The organism is Methanomassiliicoccales archaeon (genome assembly GCA_036504055.1).
Classification (GTDB): domain Archaea; phylum Thermoplasmatota; class Thermoplasmata; order Methanomassiliicoccales; family UBA472; genus DASXVU01.
Genome location: DASXVU010000034.1, coordinates 35,101 through 59,344, shown reverse-complemented (window position 1 = coordinate 59,344; position 24,244 = coordinate 35,101). Strand labels below are relative to the sequence as shown.

General features: G+C 55.8%; 23 protein-coding genes. 15 read left to right on the top strand and 8 right to left on the bottom strand.

Going from position 1 to position 24,244, the window contains the following annotated elements:
• Positions 1-42 precede the first annotated feature (42 nt).
• From VGK23_08270 to VGK23_08260, 3 genes are read right to left on the bottom strand one after another with little or no spacing between them, the layout of a single operon-like run.
• On the bottom strand, positions 43-741 hold the full coding sequence (locus VGK23_08270; protein ID HEY3420532.1) for a hypothetical protein: 699 nt from the start codon (positions 739-741) through the stop codon (positions 43-45).
• Complete coding sequence (locus VGK23_08265; protein HEY3420531.1) at positions 742-2,763, bottom strand: Ig-like domain-containing protein; 2,022 nt, start codon at positions 2,761-2,763, stop codon at positions 742-744.
• 17 nt (positions 2,764-2,780) lie between these two features.
• Positions 2,781-3,449 (bottom strand): hypothetical protein, encoded by a 669-nt coding sequence (locus tag VGK23_08260; GenBank protein ID HEY3420530.1) that lies wholly within the window; start codon positions 3,447-3,449, stop codon positions 2,781-2,783.
• A gap of 316 nt (positions 3,450-3,765) precedes the next feature.
• Here VGK23_08260 and ccmA point away from each other — a divergent pair, with 316 nt between their 5' ends.
• From ccmA to VGK23_08190, 14 genes are all read left to right on the top strand, one after another.
• Positions 3,766-4,479: a heme ABC exporter ATP-binding protein CcmA gene (ccmA, locus tag VGK23_08255; protein HEY3420529.1), complete on the top strand. Its 714-nt coding sequence runs from the start codon at positions 3,766-3,768 to the stop codon at positions 4,477-4,479.
• Positions 4,476-5,156 carry a heme exporter protein CcmB gene (locus tag VGK23_08250; GenBank protein ID HEY3420528.1) on the top strand — a complete coding sequence of 227 codons (681 nt, stop codon included), beginning with the start codon at positions 4,476-4,478 and terminating at the stop codon, positions 5,154-5,156. The genes ccmA and VGK23_08250 overlap by 4 nt, the downstream gene beginning before the upstream one ends.
• Position 5,157: 1 nt before the next feature.
• Positions 5,158-6,231, top strand: coding sequence for a cytochrome c biogenesis protein (locus VGK23_08245; protein HEY3420527.1), 1,074 nt, complete (start codon positions 5,158-5,160; stop codon positions 6,229-6,231).
• A complete protein-coding gene (locus VGK23_08240) occupies positions 6,231-6,380 on the top strand; it encodes a CcmD family protein (protein ID HEY3420526.1) in 150 nt (49 codons plus the stop codon). Before VGK23_08245 ends, VGK23_08240 begins: the two co-directional genes overlap by 1 nt.
• A complete protein-coding gene (locus VGK23_08235) occupies positions 6,370-6,795 on the top strand; it encodes a cytochrome c maturation protein CcmE (protein HEY3420525.1) in 426 nt (141 codons plus the stop codon). Before VGK23_08240 ends, VGK23_08235 begins: the two co-directional genes overlap by 11 nt.
• 65 nt (positions 6,796-6,860) lie before the next feature.
• Complete coding sequence (locus VGK23_08230) at positions 6,861-8,135, top strand: MFS transporter (protein HEY3420524.1); 1,275 nt, start codon at positions 6,861-6,863, stop codon at positions 8,133-8,135.
• Between the two features lie 39 nt (positions 8,136-8,174).
• Positions 8,175-10,160 carry a cytochrome c biogenesis protein CcsA gene (gene ccsA, locus VGK23_08225; GenBank protein ID HEY3420523.1) on the top strand — a complete coding sequence of 662 codons (1,986 nt, stop codon included), beginning with the start codon at positions 8,175-8,177 and terminating at the stop codon, positions 10,158-10,160.
• 173 nt (positions 10,161-10,333) lie between these two features.
• Entirely contained in the window at positions 10,334-12,358 is a 2,025-nt protein-coding gene (hyfB, locus tag VGK23_08220; protein ID HEY3420522.1) for a hydrogenase 4 subunit B, read from the top strand.
• Positions 12,359-12,364: 6 nt separating this feature from the next.
• Positions 12,365-13,312 (top strand): NADH-quinone oxidoreductase subunit H, encoded by a 948-nt coding sequence (locus tag VGK23_08215; GenBank protein HEY3420521.1) that lies wholly within the window; start codon positions 12,365-12,367, stop codon positions 13,310-13,312.
• Positions 13,313-13,322: 10 nt separating this feature from the next.
• Positions 13,323-13,982 (top strand): hydrogenase, encoded by a 660-nt coding sequence (locus tag VGK23_08210; GenBank protein HEY3420520.1) that lies wholly within the window; start codon positions 13,323-13,325, stop codon positions 13,980-13,982.
• The gene (locus VGK23_08205) at positions 13,982-15,442 is read left to right on the top strand and encodes a hydrogenase 4 subunit F (GenBank protein HEY3420519.1); all 1,461 of its coding nucleotides are present in this window, start codon (positions 13,982-13,984) and stop codon (positions 15,440-15,442) included. Before VGK23_08210 ends, VGK23_08205 begins: the two co-directional genes overlap by 1 nt.
• Positions 15,439-17,025 (top strand): NADH-quinone oxidoreductase subunit C, encoded by a 1,587-nt coding sequence (locus VGK23_08200; GenBank protein ID HEY3420518.1) that lies wholly within the window; start codon positions 15,439-15,441, stop codon positions 17,023-17,025. The genes VGK23_08205 and VGK23_08200 overlap by 4 nt, the downstream gene beginning before the upstream one ends.
• A gap of 9 nt (positions 17,026-17,034) precedes the next feature.
• Entirely contained in the window at positions 17,035-17,370 is a 336-nt protein-coding gene (locus VGK23_08195; GenBank protein HEY3420517.1) for a 4Fe-4S binding protein, read from the top strand.
• Positions 17,354-17,860 carry an NADH-quinone oxidoreductase subunit B family protein gene (locus tag VGK23_08190; GenBank protein ID HEY3420516.1) on the top strand — a complete coding sequence of 169 codons (507 nt, stop codon included), beginning with the start codon at positions 17,354-17,356 and terminating at the stop codon, positions 17,858-17,860. Before VGK23_08195 ends, VGK23_08190 begins: the two co-directional genes overlap by 17 nt.
• Before the next feature lie 11 nt (positions 17,861-17,871).
• Here the strand turns inward: VGK23_08190 and VGK23_08185 are convergent, their stop codons facing one another.
• From VGK23_08185 to VGK23_08170, 4 genes are all read right to left on the bottom strand, one after another.
• The gene (locus VGK23_08185) at positions 17,872-18,249 is read right to left on the bottom strand and encodes a universal stress protein (GenBank protein ID HEY3420515.1); all 378 of its coding nucleotides are present in this window, start codon (positions 18,247-18,249) and stop codon (positions 17,872-17,874) included.
• 166 nt (positions 18,250-18,415) lie between these two features.
• Positions 18,416-18,805 carry a universal stress protein gene (locus VGK23_08180; protein HEY3420514.1) on the bottom strand — a complete coding sequence of 130 codons (390 nt, stop codon included), beginning with the start codon at positions 18,803-18,805 and terminating at the stop codon, positions 18,416-18,418.
• Positions 18,805-21,549: a PAS domain S-box protein gene (locus VGK23_08175; protein HEY3420513.1), complete on the bottom strand. Its 2,745-nt coding sequence runs from the start codon at positions 21,547-21,549 to the stop codon at positions 18,805-18,807. The genes VGK23_08180 and VGK23_08175 overlap by 1 nt, the downstream gene beginning before the upstream one ends.
• A 68-nt stretch (positions 21,550-21,617) precedes the next feature.
• Positions 21,618-22,061, bottom strand: a complete 444-nt coding sequence (locus VGK23_08170) for a GNAT family N-acetyltransferase (GenBank protein HEY3420512.1) — start codon at positions 22,059-22,061, stop codon at positions 21,618-21,620.
• 131 nt (positions 22,062-22,192) lie between these two features.
• Here VGK23_08170 and VGK23_08165 point away from each other — a divergent pair, with 131 nt between their 5' ends.
• Positions 22,193-23,617, top strand: a complete 1,425-nt coding sequence (locus VGK23_08165; protein HEY3420511.1) for a radical SAM protein — start codon at positions 22,193-22,195, stop codon at positions 23,615-23,617.
• A 7-nt stretch (positions 23,618-23,624) separates the two neighbouring features.
• Here VGK23_08165 and VGK23_08160 read toward each other — a convergent pair whose 3' ends face one another.
• Positions 23,625-24,236, bottom strand: coding sequence for an HNH endonuclease (locus VGK23_08160; GenBank protein ID HEY3420510.1), 612 nt, complete (start codon positions 24,234-24,236; stop codon positions 23,625-23,627).
• Between the last annotated feature and the right edge of the window lie 8 nt (positions 24,237-24,244).

The window sequence follows — 24,244 nt, the reverse complement described above, 5'->3', positions numbered from 1 at the left end:
CAAGGCACCCCGTCGTGGTTGCTTGATCACGCGATGGAACGGTCATTCGTTTTCCTCCCTCTCGATCATCCTGGGCTCGCTCCATGTAGGCAGGTTGCCGTCATTCGCCCCTGGTCTGAGGCGCCAGAGATTGTTCAATCTGATCTGGACCAATGCCATGATCAGTGCACCGATGCCAAGGAGCGCTACGATGGTCATCAGAGCGGCATCGAACTCGACGGGCTTCGTATAGTCGAAACCGACCGTTCTCAGGATAGGCTCGATCGAGCTTTCCCCCTTTGTGATGTGCCCTCCCATGGAGCCTACCAGGACCGTCAGCCCATACGCTCCGAGCGTCAGCAACGTGTACAGTCCGGACATCTCGAACGAGGTCCAGAGCTTCCGTTTGAAGGTCAGCCTGACCACTATCACCGCCCCCCACAGGATGGTGGCGAAGATCGTGAACATGACCTTGTTCCGGATGATCGGGTCCTGCAGCAAGGTGCTGGCATCTTGGCTGCTATATCCCGTGTAGCCTGAGGCGAACAGGACTATGAACCCAAGGAACGCTCCTACTATCCCGGCCGCTTCCGCATATCCTCTTATGGAACGGGCCCAGCGGACCAATGTGCCCGGCATCCTCTTCTCCCAGGAGATAGCCAGTTGGCACAGGAATGTCAGGAATATGCCCGCGAAGGCCAGGGTAAGGAACCCCGAATGCAGTTCAGCGGTCAAGGCATGGATTGCCGACATGGCCACCATTTACCGCATCCTCCTCATCTTCGACCGGCGGAGCATCAGCACCGAGGCTACCAGGAAGGCTACTCCTCCGATCAGAAGCAGACTTCCGCCGATGATAGTGGCTTCCCACCGAGACAGATCGGTCGTGGGTTGCGGGACGCCGTTGCTGACGGTTATGGTTGCCTCTTTGTAACTGCTTCCGCCGGCGTTGACTGCGGTCACATTGACACTGTGCTGCCCATTACTGAGTCTTGTTGTATCGACAGTGAACGAGTAGGGTGCGATCGTTATGTTATCGATCACCGAACCATCGACCGAGAGGGTCACGTATGAGACCGGTCCAGTGATGGGCACCGTCACCTGGGTCGTTCCCGTCTGTGTCACGATATCCAAAGGCCCCATCGTCGGGGCCGTGACCGTCGCGTTGCCGAACGTGGCCGACACCGTCTGGAATCCCAACAGGTCCATCGTATCATAGGCGGTGACATTGATCACATTACTTCCATTAACGTAGCTAGATGTATCAAGGTTGAAATTGAAGGGCCCAGCGGATTTGTTGGCCACGATCGTTCCGTCCACCGACATGGTCACGAAATTCACGGCGTTGGTTCCCGGTGTCACGGTGGTATTCACCGAGATCGTTCCGGCCAGGACCTGCCCATTAATCGGATATGATATGATGACCGATGGTGGGGTTGTGATCACGACCCCGTTTGCGATCCTCACACTGATGGTGTGTGAACCGTTGTTCAAGTTGGCGTCCGTAGCCCGGATAGTCAGCGAATGCACTCCATTGGCGAAGGCATTCGTGTCAAAGGTGAAGTTATAGGGAGTGGCGGTCTTCGTCTGAACCGATGCCCCGTCCACGCTGAAAACCACTTGGGTTATTGGCGATGACGTAGGGCCGAGGGCCACCGTGGAGTTTACGGTCACGTTCCCGGAGATCGTGCTTCCATCTGTCGGTTGTGCGATCGAGACCGATGGACCTTGATTGACCACAGTGAATGATGTGACTGCTATTCCAATGCGGCCAAGGTTGTCTGTCGCTCTGACAACCATGGTGTGCGCACCATTTGTGAGTCCAGTCGTATCAAGTTGATAGCTATTATAGGGGGCCGGGACGGTTATCGGGCTGCCCGAATCCAACGTCAGCGTGACCGATCCGATTGCTGAAGAGGCAAGCGGTGTAACGGTCAGGGCAACGGGCGTGATGCCCGATACCGTCGATCCCGTGGCGGGACCGTCGATGACAACGGTCGGCCCGGGGTTGGCGAAGGTCACGGGGACGGAGGCTTGGCCCGTTCCAGCCGTCGATGTGGCAGTAACGATGAGAGTATGGGATGCGTTGGTGTACAACGTGGTATCCACCATCCATGAGGGGGTGGAAACCGTCTGTGGTGATCCAACCGCCACTCCGTCTATTGTCAGGGAAATGGATGGTGTCGCCGAGCCAGGCGTCACGGTTGCAGATACTGACATCGCTATGCCCGATTGAGTAGATGAAGCGGCGGGTGCGTTGATCACTACCGAGGGAGGGGTTCCAGTGCCTATCGTGAAAGACAATCCTTGGGTAAAGGTGGTGGAAGATGGGCCAGGATAGAACGCTTTGGCATACAGGACATGGGTTCCGCTGGCCGGGGCGTTGAGGGTCCATATGAAGGAGTTGACAGTGGTCGTTATTACCCTTTCGTTATAGTTGAAGGCCGTCCCCAAAGGATCATTGATGTTGGTCCATCCATCGACCGATGGACTTCCGGCCGTGGTCGCTAGGGAGGATGACAATATCACCCCCACAAATCTGCCGACCGTTCCACCGGTCACGTTCACCCAAACCGTGACCAGCTGACCGGCTTGCGGGTTCATCGGACTCCCTTCCATGGTGACGGTCGCAGCAGTTGAAGTGCTGTGCTTGCTGGTGCCTGCGCAACCTATCTGCTGGTCAGCATTGCCCACTCCTCCATTCCTCGCCAGGATCGGGCTCGTTACCATGATGGCAGCTACAAGTATGACCAGAAGCACTACCAGCGGTTTCGTTCCTTTCATTGAATGCACCTTTTCTCTCACTTTTTCCGTCTCACAGAAAGCCAGCTCACGATGATTGCCAACATGATCACGACCGTTGCCACAATGGCAAAGATCCCCGGACTTATGGGGGTGGAGGACTGCGTGGTCGATCCACCATTCGATGGAGTTGTCGACGCAGAGACAGTGAATGCAATTCCCAGAGAATAGGTCGTAAAGCTCGGCCCGTCGTGGAAGGCCTGAGCTACGAGCTTGTAGCTACCCGCCGTCGAGGGAGCCTTCAGCACCCAGTGGTAGGGGGTCGGTCCGGTACCTGCATTCCGCTGGTTCTCGTTGAACCCTGTACCGTCAGGATCGCTGACAATGGACCATCCTGCCGAGAGGGGGTCTGTTCCATTCCCGGTGGTCGTCCCTGATAACAAGATGACCGCCAGGGGGCTGGTCTCCTCATTGCCTCCCTCTCCACCGGCCCCGTTCCGGGTGACGTTGACCCATACAGAGACGGTCTGGTTGGCGGTCAATGAGGTCGATGAGGCCTGCATGGCCATGGTTAACGAGTTGTCAGGTTGATGGCATCCGGGCTGGAAACCGCAATCGGCACCCCTGTTGGAGTTCGGCACACCGGTCTCCGGGAATGCGGCAACGGTCATCATCGTCGCTAGAACGGCAAAAATGGTAATCAACGATATCGCGACCTTCCTTTTCATCGGGGTTCAGCCTCTGGTCGCTGATTACCATTCGAGCCTCATCTTTAAAATGTCTTTGCCTCGGATGGCGATACATCCGGTCGCAGGATGGTGTGTGGATGCTCGGTTTCAGGCTGTAATATTGTAGTCAGTGATGTGCTACATTCTGTGTATGTCGATCATACTGCACATCGAGATATGCCTGCCAAAAGGGGATCGATCGAGCCGACCTTCACATCGTGATCATCGATGCACGCCCCTGTCCATATCATATACCAGGAAAGATTTGATAACTGAATAGCTGTAATACGAACCTTCTGAGGAGAAAAGGCCATACATGTTGCAGGTGAAGGACCTATGGAAGTCCTATGGCAGGAAAGAAGTCCTGAAAGGCGTCAGTCTTTCCCTTGAGAGCGGGAAAATGATGGCGATCCTGGGGCCGAACGGGGCTGGAAAGACCACGCTACTCAGGATCATAGCCACCTTATCGTCAGCTGACAAGGGGCAGGTCCTGATCGACAGTATCGACATCAGGGCGGATCCGGTGGAGGCCCGGCGAGCCATCGGGGCGGTGATGCATGCTCCGTTGATATACGACGAGCTCACCGTCATAGAGAATCTACGTTTCTTCCATTCGATGGCAGGCCGACCATCATCACAGTTCATGCCCCGAGCGGAGGCTCTCCTGGAGGATCTGGGCCTTGGCCTGAGGAAGAACGATATCAGCGCGACCCTTTCGATGGGGATGAGCAGGCGCCTGTCCATAGCCAGGGCGCTCATAACCTCGCCCCGATTGCTACTGCTTGACGAACCATTCTCCGGTCTAGACCTGAAGAGCATAGATCTTCTTTCCGCCATCCTACAAAGGGAAAAGAACGATTGCGGCGGGGGTTTGCTGGTGACCCACGATCTGGAGCTGGCCTCATCCTTTGCTGACCAAGGTGCGGTGCTCGATGGAGGCGTCATCACGGCGACCTTCTCCCGGGAAGAGATGGCAGCGCCCGATTTTCGTAGGTCCTACCAGAGCTCCTTGCGGACGGTGGAGCCATGAGAGGGACGCTTGCCCTGACCGCAAAGGACCTTCGGGTCGAACTCCGCTCGAAGGAGATGCTGGGAGTGATGTTGCTGTTCTCCCTTCTGATCATCCTTGCTTTTCGGTTCGCCTTCACCGACTCAGTGCGGGCCGGCACCATCGACATGGCCGAGCTTTCTGCCGCTTCCCTATGGATCTGCTTCTCGTTCGCCGCCGTCACTGGCATATACGCCACGTTCGAGAAGGAACGACAGAGGGGTACGATGGAGGCGCTCATGCTGTGTCCAGTGGACCGGGGGACTTTGTTCGCCGGAAAGGCGCTGACCAACTTCTTGCTTGTAACCGTGGTCAACTCGTTCTCCCTGGTCATGTTCTCGGTATTCTTCGATTACGGCTACTCGGGGGCGGCGGTCGATCTATACCTGGTCATGATGGCGGGCACGGCGGCGATCGTGGCTATAGGCACCCTGGTGGCGGCGATCGTCTCGGCAACGCGCTCAGGGGCTGCGCTTTTCCCCATCGTGTCCATACCGTTGGTCATCTTCGCCGTCATCCTTCCGGCCGTCTCGGCCACCAGATTTGCCATAAAAGGGGATACATCGGCGATGCTGTCTCAGCTGCAGCCAGTACTAGGATTCGCAGTCCTTTTCGCCGTGGTTGGATACTTGCTCATCGATTATGTTCTGGAGGTATGAGATGAACTTCAAGAGGCTATTCATTCCGCTGGTCGCAATCTCGGCCGTTCTGATACTTCTCACCGTATATCTCGCCATGTTCTACGCCCCTATTCCGACCAGCGGGGTCAGGTCAGCTGACAAGGTGCTGCAGTCGGTGGAAGGGTCCCGAATGAAAGTGACCGGTGTTGCGATGTTCACCGAACAGAACGCTGGCGGATCGGACTATGAGTTCTTGCTCATCGACCACTCCGATTATCTCCTTTGGAAAGGCAGCAACTACACCAGCGGTTCGATAGCCCGGGCGGACGGATACTTCTACGGTCATCCGTTCTTCACAGCACAACCGGTGCTCGTTGTCCTTCCCTATGATCCAAACTACTCCATCCAAGCCGGAACGAATCTGACCGTCGACGGCAAGGTCACATCATCCGGTGCGATCTCCAGCGACAGGAACGGCATCGATTCATCGTTGGCCGGGGCTAATCCCGAGGTCCTTACCGCCCCGCTCGCGCAGAAGATATTCTACTTCCATATGCCAGTGGCCTGGGTGTCCTATCTTGCCTTCTTCATCACTTTCATTTGCAGCATCGTCTATCTATGGAAGAGGGACGAGAGGGCGGACACGATCGCTTTTGCGGCCGCCGAGATAGGTATCGTGTTCGCCACCCTGGCCCTGCTCACCGGGCCGGTATGGGCAAAGGAAGAATGGGGCGTCTATTGGCGCTGGGAGGATACGAAGCTGGTGACCACTTTCATACTGTGGGTCGCATACGTCGGTTACCTGATACTGCGTCCATCGATCAGTGAAACGGTGCGCCGTGCCAGGGTCAGCGCGGTATACGGCATAGTGGCGTTCCTCACTGTTCCGATCAGTCTCTTGTCCGCCCGCATAGCCCCGCTCCTTCAGTCTAGCCATCCAGAAGTGATCGCGTCCAGCACAGGGAGTCTATCCTTAGAGGCAGGAATGACCGTCATGGTATCTGTGATAGGTTTTTCTTTCCTTTTCTTTGCGATGCTTCTGAAAAGGGTTGAAATAGAAGAGATGAGAATCGAACTTGAGGACATGAAGCAGAAGATGGGGGGCGAATCCTGATGGCCAATGAACTGGTCCCGATCTACATCGCCTACTCCCTGGTCTGGGTCGGACTGTTCCTGTATCTGTTCTACATCGACCGAAAACAAGGCTCGCTCAAAAGGGAATTGATGGAGCTGAAGCAGAGGTTCAAGCAAGATGGAAAGTGAGCCGAAGTCGAAAAAAAAGGGCATGCCTCGCAAGAGGAAACGCCTCCTGATGGCAGTGGCCGTGATCGCCCTGGCCATGGTGATCATATTCTGGGGCTGGGACACGACCGGAAAGAGCTTCCTTGAGGTCACCTCCGTAACGTCGGACGCCATCGCCATCGGGGCCGGGACCTCCCATTATGTCGGCAAATACCTGGAGGTCCAAGGCAATGTCAACAACTGGTTCGGGACCGGGAACTTTACGTTGACTGACAGGACGAACCTTAACGACACGATCCATGTGACCATGAATGGGACGCTGCCTTCGGGGTTTGAGAACGGAAAGAGCGTGGTCGTCAAAGGCATCATATCTGCCGGGCTGCCGGTGACTTTCCATGCCAACGAGGTCACCGTGGGTTGCGCCTCCAAGTACTGACCGCAGTTAGACTTATCAGGTCGCCAACGGCTCCGGTCAATGTATAACGGACCGAGGCGTTCAGGTTGATAGACAGGCTCCTACTGCGGTACATCATAAACCAGGCGGTGCACTGGTTCATACCGGGCATGTTCACGCCGGTTATGGTGCTGCTACTTTTAGACCAAGGGCTTGGCCTGATCGAGGTGGGGACGGTGTTGGCCCTTTATTCAGGAACTGTGATCATCCTGGAGTTGCCCACCGGCGGAATGGCCGATGCGATCGGGCGGAAGAGGGTCTATACCGCATCTCTTGGCGTCTCGATGCTGGCCCTCATCTTCCTTCTGTTCGGTCGGGACTTCATTTCCCTTGCCATCGGGTTCGTGATCTATGGGGTTGCCCGGGCCCTTTCCTCCGGCTCCATCGATGCCTGGTTCGTGGACGAGTTCAACCGGGAGCATCCTGAAGGCAATCTACAGAAAGCCCTCGGTACCGCCAATGTCTTCATCCCGATTGGTCTGGCCCTGGGCGCTTTGGTCGGTGGGCTCATCCCTACATTGTTTGGTGAAGCGGCATCCGGTCTCACCGGAATGGGAAGGTACTCTGCGAACATTCTGGCCATGATGCTGATGGTAGTGGTCCAGATATTGCTTACCTCCGTTCTGATAAAAGAGAACATGATCAAGGTTGGCCGAAAAAGCGTTGCCCAGGGTTTCAAGGACGTTCCCCATGTACTGCATGACGCGGTCGAGTTCGGCATCCGCGACAGGAACACCCGACTCCTCCTGACCGCGACTCTGGCGTTCGGGTTCGCACTGTTCAGTCTGGAGCTGTTATGGCAACCGCGCCTCAAGGGGATCATAGGGTCCGACTCTCAGTCCTGGATATTCGGAGTGGTAGCTGCTGGATACTTCGCCATGGCCTCAGTGGGCAGTGCCCTCTCTGGCAAACTGGCGGACCTTTTCAAAGGGAACCTATACCTGACCCTCGTGGTCGTTGCGGTCGGGATATCGGCATCGATAACCATCCTGGCCCTTCAAGAATCGGTCATCGGTTTTGTCGCGTTATATTTCATTGTTTACATGCTGATAGGTCTGATGGGCTCTCCTCACGCCGCAGCCTTTAATGCCGGAATTCCTTCTGAGAAGCGCTCGACATTGATGTCCTTCGATTCTCTGGTCTCCCAACTAGGAGGGGTGGTGGCCTCGGTCACCCTGGGTGTGGTGTCCGGTCTCTTTTCGATCGAGGTCGCCTGGTTCATCAGTTCCATTGTGCTTGTCGTCTCCTTTTTGGCATATTTTGTGCTCTGGCGCGGATCGTTGGGTGAAGGGATGCCGAAGCCCAAAACAGGGGAACATTGATTTGATAGATGATGCAATCTAGTGGCTGGCGGTTGATTCATGGGACTGGGAGACATGTTACTGATATTGGGAGCGGCCTTGATGGTCGCTTCCGCCCTATGCGGGATCGCCAAATTGTATCTGAAGGCGGACAGGCTGTCAAGGATATTCGACCTCACATTGGTCCTCTCCTTCATCGCGTTCACTCTGTCCATGTTCTACCTTATCTACGCATTCCTGATGACCGACACCTCGCTGGCGTATGTCTGGTCTAACTCGTCCACCGACCTCGATGTCGTGTACAAACTATCAGCGATCTGGTCCGGCCCTCCAGGTTCATTCCTCCTGCTCACGTGGCTCATGTCGCTGGTTATTGTTTTAGAGCTCCTCAGAGAAAGAAGGGCTAAATCGGATGCTGTTGTTTTCAGCATAAGGTTGAGGCTGATCGCCATATCGGTCACCGCAATATTCGCCATTGTGCTCTTGACGGTGAACCTCTTCGCATCGAGCGACCCGTCGTTGGTGGCACTCTACCCCAACGGCCAGGGAATGGTCCTGTCACTGCAGACACCGGAGATGGCGATCCATCCGATACTCGTCTTCGCCGCCTACGCGTTGCTTATGGTGGTGTTCGCAGCTGCCCTGTCTAACCAGTTGGGCAAGGATGAAGGCTGGACCAGGATCGCCCTCTCATGGGCCAGGCCAGCATGGCTTTTGCTGACCCTCGGGATCGTCATAGGCGCCGTTTGGGCTTACTACGTCATAGGGTGGGGCGGATACTGGGGCTGGGACCCGGTAGAGACCTCCTCGCTTTTGGCATGGTTGATGGCGACCGCCCTGGTCCATGTCCTGCTGCGCAACCTGACAGGAAAGCAATACCCGGTCGTGGCAGCACCGCTAGCGATGATAACGTTCTCATCCGCTCTACTGGTGACATTCATTACTCGGGCAGGTGGGATATGGGCGGCTTCGGTGCATTCGTTCGGGACCGGTGCGGTGACTTCCGCCCCAGAACGGTTGTCTGCGGCCCTTCAGAAGGATGCAGTTGTCGCGGTCACCTTCGCGGTCTTGATGATGATCTTCCTGGCCGGGCTGTATTTCCTCTATCGTAACTATCGTGCCGTCCCGAGGTCCGATGAGGAGGAGGGGGAGCTTTTCACCGACCGGTCCCTCATGACACTGGCGGTCGTTATAATGGTATTGGCGGCAGCAGTCATCCTGCTCATAATGGTCAAGAACGTGGACATGACCATGTCCTCGAACTTCGCAGAGTTCAACCAGAAGATGTCGTTCTTCATCGCGGCCATCCTGATCGCTATGTCCCTGTGCCTGATCCATCGGTGGGTTAAGGGTAGATGGATGACCTGGCTGGCGGTCGGTCTGGTCGTCTCGTCGATCGTGCTGGGAACGGTCATGTCCCTGTTCGGTTATGGCCTGGAGATCGGCCTGGTTGTGCCGTCAGCCCTCACGGCGATCGCGATATCCGTCGAACGCATAATGCGTTCCGGGGTACCTGGTTCTTTACGCAAGACGCTATACCGGGCCGGACCCCAGGTCATGCACTTCGGTGTGGCCTTAATGCTCCTGACATTCGTCGTCTCGAACAACGCCCAATCATTGCCTGCATCAGGCGAGTTCAATAAGGTGCCGATCGGAGGAAGCGTCGGCGTTGGAGGCTACACCGTCACAGTGACCGGGATCGATATCGTCAACGTGACAGGAGTGGCCGGACAAAGGTATGATCAGGTCCGAGAGGCGACGGTCGACCTCTACCGCTCCGGGCAACTGATCCAAGGCGGAGTGGTCCTCAAGGCCATGTATCTGTCGTTGTTCGGGGATCTGGGAAAGGTCGATGTCATGGTGTTCGTCTACAGTGCATCTTTGGAGGACATCTACCTCACATATGACTGGGTCGACAATTCCACCGCTAATATCCAGATGAAGGAGATACCGCTGATGTCGTTCCTCTGGACCGGAGCAGGGCTATTGGCGGTCGGAATGGCCATGAGGTTCTTTGCTGCGGGAAGGGCTCCAACTGAACAGTAATGCCGAGAACCGAACAGACGAAATGTTTGAAACTGGGTAATTTAGCAACGAAAGGTTAAAGGTCAGAATTGATTTTGCCCTAAAAACACAGAAGGTCTTCACAACGAGTGCGAACTTCAATTGGACGTTGGATACGCAAGAAGAGACCATGATGAGAGCAGAGGGGGCATCCTTTGGACGCTGATCTGTTCTTCTTTCTACTCATAGCAACAGGTATGGCCGGTGCCTTATTGGCGGTGGTCCTGAGGCATCAGGACAGGACATGTGCCTCGGCATCGTTCGGTGCCGCTGCCCTATCGGCGCTCTTCGGGACCATCGTTTCAATCCTGGTCCTTACGGGTTCGCCGATGAGTCTGCAGTTGCCGTTCGACACTCCGTTCGGGCATTTCGGTTTCACTCTGGACCGGTTAAGCGCATTCTTCCTCCTTGTGATCTCGGTGGTTTCGTTCGCAGTATCCATCTATTCGATAGGATACTCGAAGGAATATGACGGCAAATACAGCATCGGTTTGCTGGGATTTCTCTTCAACCTATTCCTGCTGTCCATGACCTTCGTCATATCAGCGAGCAACGCCATCTTCTTCCTGATCGTGTGGGAGGCGATGTCCCTTACCTCTTACCTTCTGGTGGTGTATGAGAACCGGAAGGATGGGATCGCGTCTTCCGGTCTGCTTTATGTCGTGATGACCCACCTTGGAACGGCGCTGATCATGATCGCCCTCATCATGATGGGCCTATACACTCAAGACCATTCGTTCGATTTCTCTTCCTACTCAGGGGTCGGGGCACTGATGCCCAGTGCGCTCAAGAGCACGCTCTTCGTGCTTCTTTTCATCGGTTTCGGAACCAAGGCCGGGATAATACCGTTGCATGTGTGGCTGCCCTACGCGCACCCCGCCGCTCCGTCGAACGTTTCGGCGCTTATGTCCGGTGTGATGGTCAAGACCGCGATCTTCATGATGATCCGCACGTTCTTCGACTTCCTCGGCGTCACCGATACCTGGTGGGGCCTGCTCGTCCTGCTCGCTGCGTCGATCTCTGCCTTGCTGGGGGTGATGTACGCCTTGATGGAGACGGACATCAAACGGGTGCTAGCCTACTCCACCGTGGAGAATGTGGGCATAATCCTCATCGGTCTCGGCGCGGCAATGGTCTTCCAGTCCTACAATCTGTCCTTGCTGGCTGGATTAGCGCTCATCGCAACCCTTCTGCATGTCATGAACCATGCCTTGTTCAAAGGGGCCCTGTTCATGGGAGCAGGTTCTATCCTCTTCGCCACCCACACCAGGGACATGGAGAAGCTTGGAGGGTTGGCGAAGAGAATGAAATGGACCGGGATAATATTCTTCATCGGAGCTTTGTCCATCGCTGCCATTCCCCCGTTCAACGGGTTCGTGAGCGAGTGGTTGATATTCCAATCGCTGCTTCAGTCCTTCCAGATAGCGGACGTGACGGTCAAGATCCTGTTACCGGTGGCCATCGCCGTACTGGCGCTGACCGGCGCGTTGGCGGCGGTGTGTTTCGTCAGACTGTTCGGCATCACCTTCCTGGCAAAACCCAGGAGCGAGCACGCTGAACACGCCAAGGAGGTGCCCAGGACCATGCTGGTCGGCTCCGGGATAGTTGCCTTCCTCTGCATCGCCACCGGTGTGATGTCCTTCGCCATCATACCCTACGTGGACCAGGTGACCACTCCGCTGGTGGGAGTTTCTGCGGCCTCTTCTATAGTGAACGGTTTCGTCATCAGCCCTACCAATGACCAGTTCTCGACCATGTCGCCGTTCGCGGTGGCCATACTCATAGCCATCATGGTCCCGCTGGTCATTGTGATCTCCAATCGATACGGTGGTAAACGCACGACAGTGGTGGAAGACACCTGGGATTGTGGCACTCCGCTTACCGCCCATAATCAGTACACCGGGACCGCTTACTCAAACCCACTGGTCAGGGTCTTCAGCTACATCTACCGGCCCAGGCCTGAGGTCAGGACCGAATCTACATCCTCACCCTATGTGAAAAAGAAGGTATCCTATGCCTTCGTTGTCGTGCCAGTCTTCGAAAAATACCTGTACCAGCCGGTGGTAGGCTCGATGGTCTTCATTGCGCGCCGGGTCACGAGGATCCAAGCGGGCAGCATCCAGGCCTATCTGGCCTATATCTTCGCCACGCTGGTGTTCCTATTGATAATATTCAGGTGATGTGAATTGGACCAGATTTACATCGATATAGTGTTGAGCGTTCTGCAGGCTCTTCTCCTGCTCGCCGTGGCCCCACTGATCACCGGCATCATCAGGAAGATCAAAGCATACGCTCAGCAAAGGCAAGGGGCGAGCATCCTGCAGCCGTACCGTGACATCGCCAAATACTTCCACAAGGATTCGGTCGTGTCCAGGGAGACCTCCTGGATATTCTCGGTCACTCCGTACATCTCCATGGCGGCGGTGCTGATCGCCGCACTTATTGTCCCGGTATTCATAACCAGGACCCTCGGCTTCGTCGGCGACCTCATCGTCGTGGTATATCTTCTGGGGACTGTACGGTTCTTCACCGCATTGGCCGCGCTAGACGCGGGCAGCGCCTTCGGAGGTATGGGCTCCAGCAGGGAAATGATGGTCTCATCGATCGTCGAACCGACCATGCTGCTCTCGATATTTGCCATGGGCCTCATATCTGGCACCACCAGCCTGGGATCGATCGCCAGCGCCCTCTCCATCTCGGGGATCGACCTGGTTCGCCCGGCACTCTTCCTGGCGTCCGCCGCCTTCCTCATATCGACCATTGCCGAGAACGCACGTGTGCCCGTCGACAACCCGACCACGCACCTCGAACTTACCATGATCCACGAGGGCATGATCCTCGAGTACTCCGGCAAGAAGCTGGGCCTGATGGAACTCTCCAGCATGACCCGGTTGGTCCTATACTTCACGATACTCTCCAACGTGTTCTTCCCCTGGGGCATCGCCAACGACCTGTCCGTCATCAGCCTCGGTGTCGGTCTCGTCGCCATCCTGGGAAAGGTGCTGTTCCTGGCTCTGGTCATCGCCATCATAGAATCGTCGATATCGAAGCTTCGGCTGTTCCGTCTGCCCAACCTATTGACCGTATCGTTCACCCTTGCGCTGCTGGCGGTGATGTCATTCTACATTCTATGAGGCGAACAAGATGAGCGACGTACTCCTGACCGATGTGATCAACGGGCTGGCCGCCCTGATCTTGCTGTTCGCGTTCGTCATGGTCGCTGGCGCCCGGATGCATCAGATCATCCGGGCCTATACCCTCGGGTCACTGGCATTAGGTCTATTGGCCGCAGCGGTGGCGTACTATACCCAGGCGGACCACATATACATCGTGGCGATATTGACCATCGTGCTGAAGGTCATCGTGATCCCCCGGTTCCTGGACTACACGGTGGACCGCATCAAGGTGAAGAAGGAGGTAGAACCGCTGGTAAGCATACCTGGGTCGCTTTTGATCTGCGGGGCGCTCACCTTCATCGCCTATTACATCACCTCACCCATCATAGCCCAGGGAAGCGTCATCACCAAGAACTGCCTGGCTATCTCACTAGCGGTGGTATTGATCGGATTCTTCGTGATCATCGCCCGGCGCAAGGCGATGACCGAGATCGTCGGGCTGCTGATGATGGAGAACGGTCTCTTCCTGGCAGCGATCTCGCTCACCTATGGTATGCCGATGATCGTCGAGATAGGCATCTTCTTCGACGTGTTGGTGGCAGCGATCATAATGGGAATATTCGCCTTCAAGATCAACCACACCTTCGAGACGGTCGATACCACTTTCATGAGGAGGCTGAGGGACTGATGATGATCGAACTGATGGTGGCCATCCCCATTGTTACGGCGTTTGTGCTCTTCTTCACCAGGACCCGCCGCCAGATGGAACTGGTCTCCACGGCGGGGATAATCGCGCTGTTTGGCCTAGCCTGCTACCTGGTCTACGATGTCATGACCAATGGCAACATCGGGTACAGCATCTGGTACATGGATTCGCTGAGCGCGTACATGCTCTTCATCATCTCTTTCATCGGCCTGATGGCCGCCATCTACTCGATACCGTACATCGGTCACGAGGTCAAGGAGAAGGAGCTGACGGTGGACCGGGTCAAGTATTATTACATGCTGTTCCACATCTTCATGTTCACCATGCTGATGGTGGTCGTCAGCAACAACCTGGGGATCATGTGGATCGCCATCGAGGCGACCACGCTCGCCTCAGCCTTCTTGGTCGGTTTCACGGAGAACGACACAGCCGTGGAGGCGGCGTGGAAATACCTGATCATCTGCTCGGTCGGGATCACCCTGGCGCTGTTCGGCACGATCCTGGCCTATGCATCGTCCGTCGGATATCTGGGCGAATCCTCCGACGCTCTCAACTGGTCCACGTTGATGGCCAACGCATCCCATCTTGACCCGACGCTTCTGAAGATATCGTTCATCCTGATCATGGTCGGCTATGGCACGAAGGTGGGTCTGGCTCCCATGCACACCTGGCTTCCGGACGCTCATTCACAGGCACCGACTCCGGTCAGCGCGCTTCTTTCCGGCGTCCTGCTGAACTGTGCCATGTATGGCATTATCCGATTCCACCTGATCACCTCGGTCACCGTTCCCGGATTCTCATCCACGCTGCTTGTGATCTTCGGACTGGTTTCGATCGCGGTGGCTGCAGCATTCATCATCATGGCCAGGGATTTCAAGCGGCTTCTGGCATATTCGTCGATCGAGCATATGGGCATCATCGCCTTCGGTTTCGGGATCGGGGGGTTCCTGGGCATATTCGGTGCACTACTGCACATGCTGAACCATGCCCTCACCAAATGCCTTCTTTTCTTCGGCGCGGGCAACCTGTTGCAGAAGTTCAAGACCCGGGAGATCGCCGGTATCAGAGGCGTTTCCTCGCTGATGCCGATGACCGCCGTCCTGTTCATTGCAGGTGCACTTGCCATAACCGGATCTCCGCCGTTCAGCATATTCCTGTCAGAGGTGACGATATTGACCGGAGGCCTCTCCGCGCCCAACTATCTCGCGGCCGGAATCTATATTGTGTTGCTGTCGATGATCTTCGCAGCCTTCATGTACCATGTGAGCAAGATGATGTTCGGTGAGCCGACGGAAGGCATAGCCAAGGGAGAATTGGAGCGTTCCAGGTTCCTGCCGATGGGCGTGCTGCTGGTCATGATACTCGTCATGGGCATCTTCATCCCCTCCCAGCTTCATGATCTGCTTGAGAATATCGCGAATTTGTTCGGGGTGCATCCATGAGCGAAGAGTATCTGACCGAGATCGTGGAGGACCTGCCGCCGAACGTCGCCGTCGGGGTGACCTCCACATCGTTCGAGGGCAAGAACCTGCGTATCGATGTGACCAAGGACTCGCTCCTCAACATGGTGGCCCATCTGAACCGGCGCTACCATGTGACCCTGATCTCGCAGCATGCCACCGATGAGCGGGAGTTCACATCGAACTTCTGCCTCTATACCATATTCTCCCTTCCCAAGAAGGACCTGTTCCTTACCCTGGCAACGAAGATCGATGAGTCCTTGCCCGCCTACCGCACGCTGACCTCCGAGGTATTTGCCGCCTACTGGTACGAACGCGAGATCATGGACATGTTCGGAATAACCGCCCTCGGCCATCCAGACCCCAGGCCCTTGGTGCTTTGGGATGACTGGCCCCTTGGTTATTATCCCCTGCGCAAGGACTTCGACATAGAGTCGAAGGTGGAGAGGATCAAGACCGATTATCCCTATCGCCCGGTCGAAGGGGAGGGGGTGTTCGTCATACCGGTCGGTCCGGTCCATGCGGGAGTCATCGAGCCGGGACACTTCCGATTCAGTGTCGCTGGCGAACCGATCATCAATCTGGAGATCCGGATGGGCTATGTCCACCGCGGCGTGGAGAAGTTGTCCGAATCCACCTCCTACCACCGCGGCACTTTCCTGGCGGAGCGGATATCGGGGGACAACGGCTTTGCCCATTCGACCGCCTACTGTCAGGCCCTGGAATCGATAGCCGGGGTCCAGGTGCCCGAAAGGGCGGAGAACATAAGGACCACGATGCTGGAACTGGAGCGCATATACAATCACCTTGGTGACCTGGGCGGGATCGCATTGGACACCGCCTTCAACGTCGGTGCGCAGCAGGCCTACATCCTCAAGGAACGCATTATGGACCTGAACGATTGGCTTACCGGGAGCCGATTCTTGCGCTCGGTCAACGCTCTGGGCGGCGTTCGGAAGGACATCAGCAAGGAGCAGGCGGTCAAGCTCGAGTCCACCCTGGTCAAGACGAAGCTGGAGCTCTCCGAATGGGTGTCCATGATAAACGACATGCCCTCGCTAATGGACCGGATCGAGGTCACTGGGACGATCTCCTATGATATCGCCAAGAACATGGACCTGGTGGGGCCGGCGGCCCGCGGGAGCGGTGTAGACCGGGATGTCAGGCGAGACCATCCATATGCAGCATACAAGCACATTAGCTTCACGGTGCCAGTTTACCGGGAGGGAGACATACTGGCCAGAACGAAGGTAAGGATCGACGAGATCAACGAGTCGGTGAGCATCATCGAGCAGGCGCTTGACCTGATGAAGGGCTCGGAGATAGCCGTAAAGATTGGCGATGTGCCAGAGAGGAAGGTGGGGATGGGTCTGGTCGAAGCCCCTCGCGGTGAGGCGATGCACTGGATCATGGCCGGGCAGGGAGTGCCGTTCCGTCACAAGGTCCGGGACCCATCGTTCAGCAACTGGCTGGCGATCGAGTTTGCGGTACTGGGGAACATAGTCCCGGACTTCCCGTTGGTGAACAAGAGCCTCAGCCTCTCCTATGCTGGGAATGACCTGTGAGGTGAGAAAATGTTCAGATGGTACACCAATGGAGTGATGAAGAAAGGCGTTGTGACCATCGATTACCCGGATCGGCCCTACACGCCCTACGACGGTCATATGGGGATGCCCGAGGTCGATGTCCACCTCTGCCGGATGGACAAGGGCTGTGTGGGGGTATGCCCCACCGGAGCCATAGACGAAGGCTACAGCACCATATCCATCGACATGGGCAAATGCATCTTCTGCGGCGAGTGCGCCAGACATTGCCCGGAACAGGCGATCAAGATGTCAAAGAAGTTCGAGCTGGCCGCTAAGGACGCTCAGAACCTTAAGGTGGTGTACCGGATTGACCGAAAACAGTGAGGAAGTAGAGGTGTTGGGGCGGCACTTGGACCAGAGGATAAAGAAGGTGCTGGGCCGCTCACTCTCGATCCGGGAAGTGGATGCCGGCTCGTGCAATGCCTGCGAGGTCGAGGTGAACGCGCTCACCAACGCCATCTATGACATAGAGCGGTTCGGTCTGCACATCGTCGCCTCGCCCCGATTCGCGGACATGCTTTTGGTCACTGGTCCGGTCACACGCAATATGGAGCATGCGCTTCTCCAGACATACAAGGCCACGCCGACCCCCAAGATCGTGGTGGCAATGGGGGTCTGTGCCATAAGCGGCGGCCTGTTCGCGGATACCTATGCATGCTCGAACGGGGTGAACTCGGTGGTGCCGGTCGATGTCTTCATACCTGGGTGTCCGCCCCGGCCCCAGGCGATCATCCAAGGGATCATGGTGGCGTTGGACATCATGGAATCAAGAATGATCAAGACCGGCGATCCGACATCGAATCTCAGATCCTGATCGGAAGAAGCTTACCGGACGACGATGACGGTGCATCGGGCATTCCGCACTATGTATTCTGAGACACTGCCGATGAGGACCCGGTCGATGACCGTCTTACCAGACGTTCCGACCACGATCTCGTTAGCGCTCACCCGGTCCGAGACCTTAAGGATCGTATCGTAGGGTGATCCCGCCTCGAGAAGGGTCTTTACATCGATACCTTCCTTGGTGGCCATGTCCTTGAGGCGGTCCAGCTCGTCCAGGCCTAGCCTTATCATGCGTTCCTTGTCCTCATCCGCCTTGGGGCTTACAACGAACACCACGAAAAGTGTAGCCTTATGGTCCTTCGCATGGTCGAAAGCGTACCTGACGGCCTTGGCCGAGTGTTCTTTCCCGTCCGTTGCCAATAGAATGTTCGTATCGCCACCTTCCTACGGGTAGCGATTGGCGAGCCCTCCGATATAACTTTTCAAATTACATTTTGGAGATAGCTCAGCGGAGAGCTGTATCCAGCATTCATGACTGGCAGGTTCGGCAGCAGGCGAACCTATGCTCGATACCGTTCAGTGCGGATCATTTCACGATCACGACAGGGCACTTCGCTGCCTTGATAAGTCCCTCGGAGACGCTGCCGATCATGAACTTGTCCAAGCCGGTCTTGGCGGTCGGGCCGAGAATGATGGCCTTTGCACCGATCCGGTCCGCCTCGATGAGGATGATCTCCATAGGCGATCCTTTTTCAAGCAAGGTCTTTGCCTCTACCCCTTCATCCCCTGCCTCCGTCTTTATGCGGGACATGACTATCATTGTGAACTTGACGAGCCGAGGGTTCTCCTCCATGTCCTTCTTGCTCAGGACCGACATGACAAGCAGGTCCAGTCCTATGGCCTTCGCATATTCTATGGCATACTTCGCCGTCTTGCTGGAGAATGATTGTGCATCGATGGCCAGGATGACATACATTATTTCTCGGCCCTCCCTTGGTCGATAACGGAGGTGTCGCTCATATAACTTTTACTGACCTCTTCCTTGAAACGATAGCATCCAGTCGGCACCTTGATGCGGAACAGCGCTCCTTTTCCGGGAAGGCCGATCTCGTCTATCTCCATTCCTGTTATTCGAAGCACCTCTTGAACGAAGTTCATGCCGTGGCCTAGCCTGCGCTTGTAGCTCCTATCGAACAACTGCCCCTTCGTGTCCGATGGGATGCCGTTCCCGTCGTCCCTGAAATAGATCTCCACTGAATCGTTCCCTCTGAGATAGGTGATCGTGATTCGAGAGACTGTCATGCCATGCTTCACCGAGTTCTCCATGAGGTTGCAGAATACTTTTTCTATCATCGGATCGGCGAAAACGGACAGTCCTTCCAGATCATGAGAGATGCCGATGATGCCCAGATCGGTCTTTGATACTGCCCTGCCCACCAGAGGGTCCATGTCGACCCATTCCGGTTCCCCGATCCCCACTCCCTGGTATTCCTTTATGAATTCCATCTGCTCCCCTATGGAGCGAGCCGCTATCGCAGCTTTCTCCGCATAGCGACGCAACTTTTCGTCCTTTTCGTTCTTGTTGATGAGCTCCAGGTATCCGGACAGCATGGTGACCCGATTGAGCACGTCATGCCTGGTCAGATCCCCGAGCAAGGTGAGCTTCCTGTTAGCCAGTCCCACGTCCTCCTGGGCCTTCTTCCTCATGGACACATCGGTGATGAATCCTTCCAGGCCTACGAATCCCCCAGCCCCGTCGAACACCGGGCACCCTCGCTCCCAAACCCATCTGACGGCCCCGTCCCTTGCCATAATTCGGTACTCCACGTGGAACTGGGTTCTTCCATCCACGCCCTTTGTCACTTCATCCGACACCAGTTTTCGATCTTCCGGGTGGATCAGGTCCTTATAGCTTAGGATTTTGTTACCGATGAGGTCCTGGGGCGGATAGCCAGTAAGTATCCGGCAGCCTTCGGAAACGAATTCCATGGTCCATTCCCTGTCATTCCGACACCGGTAAGCCATACCGGGCAGGTTACCCATCAAGGTGGAAACCTTACGTTCGCTCTCCCTCAGCGCCTCCTCCGATCTCTTGAGATCGATTGCCAAAGCCACGTGGTCGGAAACGAACATCAGAATATCCAGGTCAAGATTGGTGTATGTGACGGTCCCAGTGTAGTTCTGGACCACCATAACCCCTATGGTCCTCCCTCCGACCTTCAGAGGGGCACCCATCCACTGGATGGGCAAGGATCCGGATGGCACGATCTCTCCTTCGGCGATCAGCTTGGCCCAGAGGCCCTTGTCCATGAAAAGGGGCTTGCCGGTCCGGATCACGTAATTGGACGTGGTCCTGCACCTGCAAACCCTGCCAGGATTTGGGTCCCTCTCGTCCACGAAGTAAGGGAAGGTCATCGATTCGTTGTCGTCCGCCACCAGGCCGATGAAGAAATTCTTGGCCGGCATAAGCCCGGACAGTATCTGATGGATGCTGCCATAGAGCGCATCCAGGTTCGGCGATGACACGGTCGCCTGGGATATCTGGTAGAGGGAAGATTGGATGTTCTCCGCCTGCCTTTTCTTGGTCACGTCCTCGACCATGGCGAGGGCCAGGTTCCTTCCGTTATCCCTGATCCGGGAGAAATGCACGTTGGCCCAGATGGCAGACCCGTCCTTGTCCCGATACTGGTTTTCCCTGGTGTATTGGTCCAGCTCACCGTTCATTAGGTGGTCGAACTCGATCCGGTCGTCCTTCGCCCTCTCTGGGTCCATAAGGTCGTAGGCTATGGTCCCCCGGAGATCCTCGCACTTCCTATGGAATGTCCGGCCCAATGCCTGATTGCATTCCAGGATCCTCCGGTCCGAGTCCTCCAGAGCGATCCCGGTGGCGGAATTCTCAAAGATCGCTCGGAACCTCGCCTCCCGTTCCTTCGCTTCCTTCTCGGAACGGTGCCTTTCCCGCTGGTCGAGGACGATGGAGATGGCGTGACCGACCCCCTGGATCTCCACGACATTGGTCTTCACCATACTGGGGATCATTTCGCCGGATCTGGAGACCAATGTCAGTTCGACGGAGGTCTCCCTTTTGTCAATGAGCGGCCCCTTGGGAGCAAATCCCGCATCGCTGTATTCTGGTGCCAAGAGAACGGTCCTGTTCATGTCGAGAAGCTCATTGTGGGAATACTCCAGCAGCGAGCACGCTCTCTCGTTGACATCGACCAAGTGACTTTCGTCGTCCAGCCTCCAGACCATTATTGCATCGCGGCTACTATTGAACAGCCTTCGATACTTTATTTCGCTCTCCTTGATCGCCTGTCCATTCCTCATGTGCTCGACGCTTCGCCGTAGCATGTTGGTCAGTTCGGCAAAGAGCGGCCTGACCTGGACACCTTTCTGAAGGTAATAGTCCGCTCCGTTGTTGAGCGCTTCCATTGCCACCTCCTCCCGACCTTTGCCGGTGAGAAGGATGAAAGGGATATCGTTTCCTTGGGAGCGGAGGGTCTTCAGGAATTGGACGCCGTCCAGTCCTGGCATCTGGTAGTCTGAAACGACTGCATCATAGCTATTGGAGGCAAGCCTCTGAAGCGCCTTGAGCGGGGACGCTTCCACATCGACGGTGAACTCTGGAACCTGTTCCAGGAACTCCCGGGCTATCTCTAGAAGGGTTGTCTCATCATCTACAACCAGGATTCTGATGGATGAAGCCTGGGGTTCGGGCATTCCCATGTGATTTGCCTTATCCGGAGATATATTGTTCCCTCGTTTTCCATGACATGATAATTGTCGCTTCAGACCTCAGGGTCGATCTTCTTTGAATAGTACAACACCTCTGGGTGACGGTCGTAACCGATCCTTTCGAATAGTGATCGGGACGGCCCGTTCTCAGCATTGATCAGACAGGAAAAGATCTTTAGCGAGCGGGATCTGAATCTATCCTCCATCATTTCCACCAGGTCCTCGGCGATGCCCATGCCTCTGTGGTCAAGGTCAACTGCCAGCCGGTTCACCCATCCCTTCCGGCCATCGTTGGTCCCTATGATCGAACCGATGATATGATTTCCCTCCAAAGCTACCAGGAAGTCCACCTCTGGGTCTGTCATCTCCCTTTCCAAGTTTTCTCTGGAATCCCTTCCATAGGGTTTATGGTGCAATCCAGCATTGGTCCAGAGAGCGATGATGATATCATAGTCCTCCTTTACGGCCTTCCTAACCTCGAATACCCGGCCATGCATACCGGTATCTCATCATAGGTCATTATTAACCTATTTCTGGCCATAGATTGGAAGGCAAAATGTTTTAGACTGGAAAAACCACTATTATCTTTGCGCCAATTTTGATCTAAAAAAGTCGGGATCTGAAAGACATGAAGATAATTCTCACAACTCCACCATGGAAGACCGCTGAGCTATGGCCTCCGCTCGGTCTTCTATACATAGCGGCAAATGTAAAAAAGTACCGCAATGACGACATCAAGGTGGTGGACGCCTTCTGCCTGAACATGGAAAGCGATCAGCTGGTCGAGCTTGTGGCGAGGGAAAAGCCGGACGTGTTCGGGATGAACTGTTCCACCCACACCTTTCTCAAGGCCATTGAAACGATCCGAAAGGTATCGGAGCGGCTCCCGGATACAGTGATCGTCCTGGGAGGCTATCACGCTACCTTTGCCTCTGAACCGATCCTGCGCGGATATCCGTTCATAGACTACATCATCAAGGGGGAGGCAGAACAGGCCATGGTCGATCTGCTCGATTGCATCGAGTCCGGCAGGAAGCCGGACAAGGTGGCTGGCATAAGCTATTTGGATGAGGGAAGGCACATCTCGAACCAGATCGCGATCATCGAGGACCTCGACGCCCTTCCGATGCCAGACCGGAAAATGCTCTCCGGGGTCGAGTATGGATACACCATGCAGGGCATTCCACTGACCTTCGGCAAGTTCACCACTATCTCCACCTCTCGGGGATGCCCCTTCAATTGTTCGTACTGCTCATGCGCGGCCTTCTCGCTGAGGAGATGGCGCTATCGCAGCGCTGAGAATGTTGTCAACGAGATGCAATTGCTGTACGACGAAGGCTATCGGAGCGCCGTTCTGGTGGACGACAACTTCACCCACAAGGAGGAGCGGGTGGACAAGTTATGTAGCCTGATCCGCGAGAAGGGGATCAAGATGAGGTTCTATTGTGAGGGTCGGGTGAACAACGCTTCGCTGGCCATGCTTAGGACCATGAAGAAGGCCGGATTCGACGTGATGTACTTCGGGGCCGAGTCGGCCTCGGAGACAGTGCTCGACTATTACAACAAGAAGATCAGGCCCGCCCAGATAGTCTCCGCCGTGGAGAACGCAAAGGAGGCCGACATGATCGTTGTCACCTCGTTCATACTTGGTGCGCCGGTGGAATCGGACGAGGAGATAAGAAAGACCATCGACATGATATCCCGGCTCAGGCCGCATGCTGTAGAGATCAACATCCTCGACTATCTGGTGGGAACTCCGCTTTGGCAGCAGATGGAGAAGGAAGGGACCATCGGGCCGGATGAATGGAAGCGTAACCACCGCGTCTACGAGTACGTAGGGAGCAAGGACAAGGACAAACTGGAGGGATTGGTACAGCAGGGCTATGACGCATATCTGAACGCCTGGAAGAACAAGTCCGGCGTGCTGGAGCTCATGTCTCTGCTGGCCCACAACAAGACAGCGCGTCATGTGGTGTTCAGCAACATCTTCAACCCCAAGGCGCGCGAGGTGGTGAGCAACGGACTGAAAGCGTTCGGTGAGAAACCGAAGTAGGCCCGGCCTACTTCTTGAATAGGATTGCCGCCTGGTAGGCCTCATCGGTGCGTTCGATACGGGAGAGCAGCATCTCGTCCGTGTACTTACGATGGCATTCGATGCACAGCGTTTTCAGATTCGCCGGATGATCGCCGCCACCACGTATCCGGGGGATAATGTGATGAACCTCGGTGTACCATTTCGGCAGGTGGGTAAGCTCCCTCCCGCAATCCTGACAGACGCCCCTATCCCGCTCCACAACGGCATTCCGGAGCTTCCTCCACATGTTAGCCCTGATCATCAGCGGCGCAGCTTCGAAAAGATCGTCCACGCTCCCCGCCTCAAGGTACGCGGGTGAGCTTCTGAACGCCTCCTCCATCCGGCAGCGGCAGACGCATCCATATTGTTCCGCCAGGTTTTCGTGCCTGCCGTTACAGCCGGGGCAGGAATCTGTCAACAGAGATCGCTGCCTGACGACCTCCAACCTAACATCGACGTCCCACGCCCGATACTGGCATCTTTCTTCTCGATGCTCGTCGCAGGTGCGATAATGCGGCTGGCGTTCCCGTTGCTGGCACAGGACCCTTAGGCAAACGCTCTTCCTTCTTGGAACATCCTGGAAGTGGCAACCCTTCACGTGCTCAT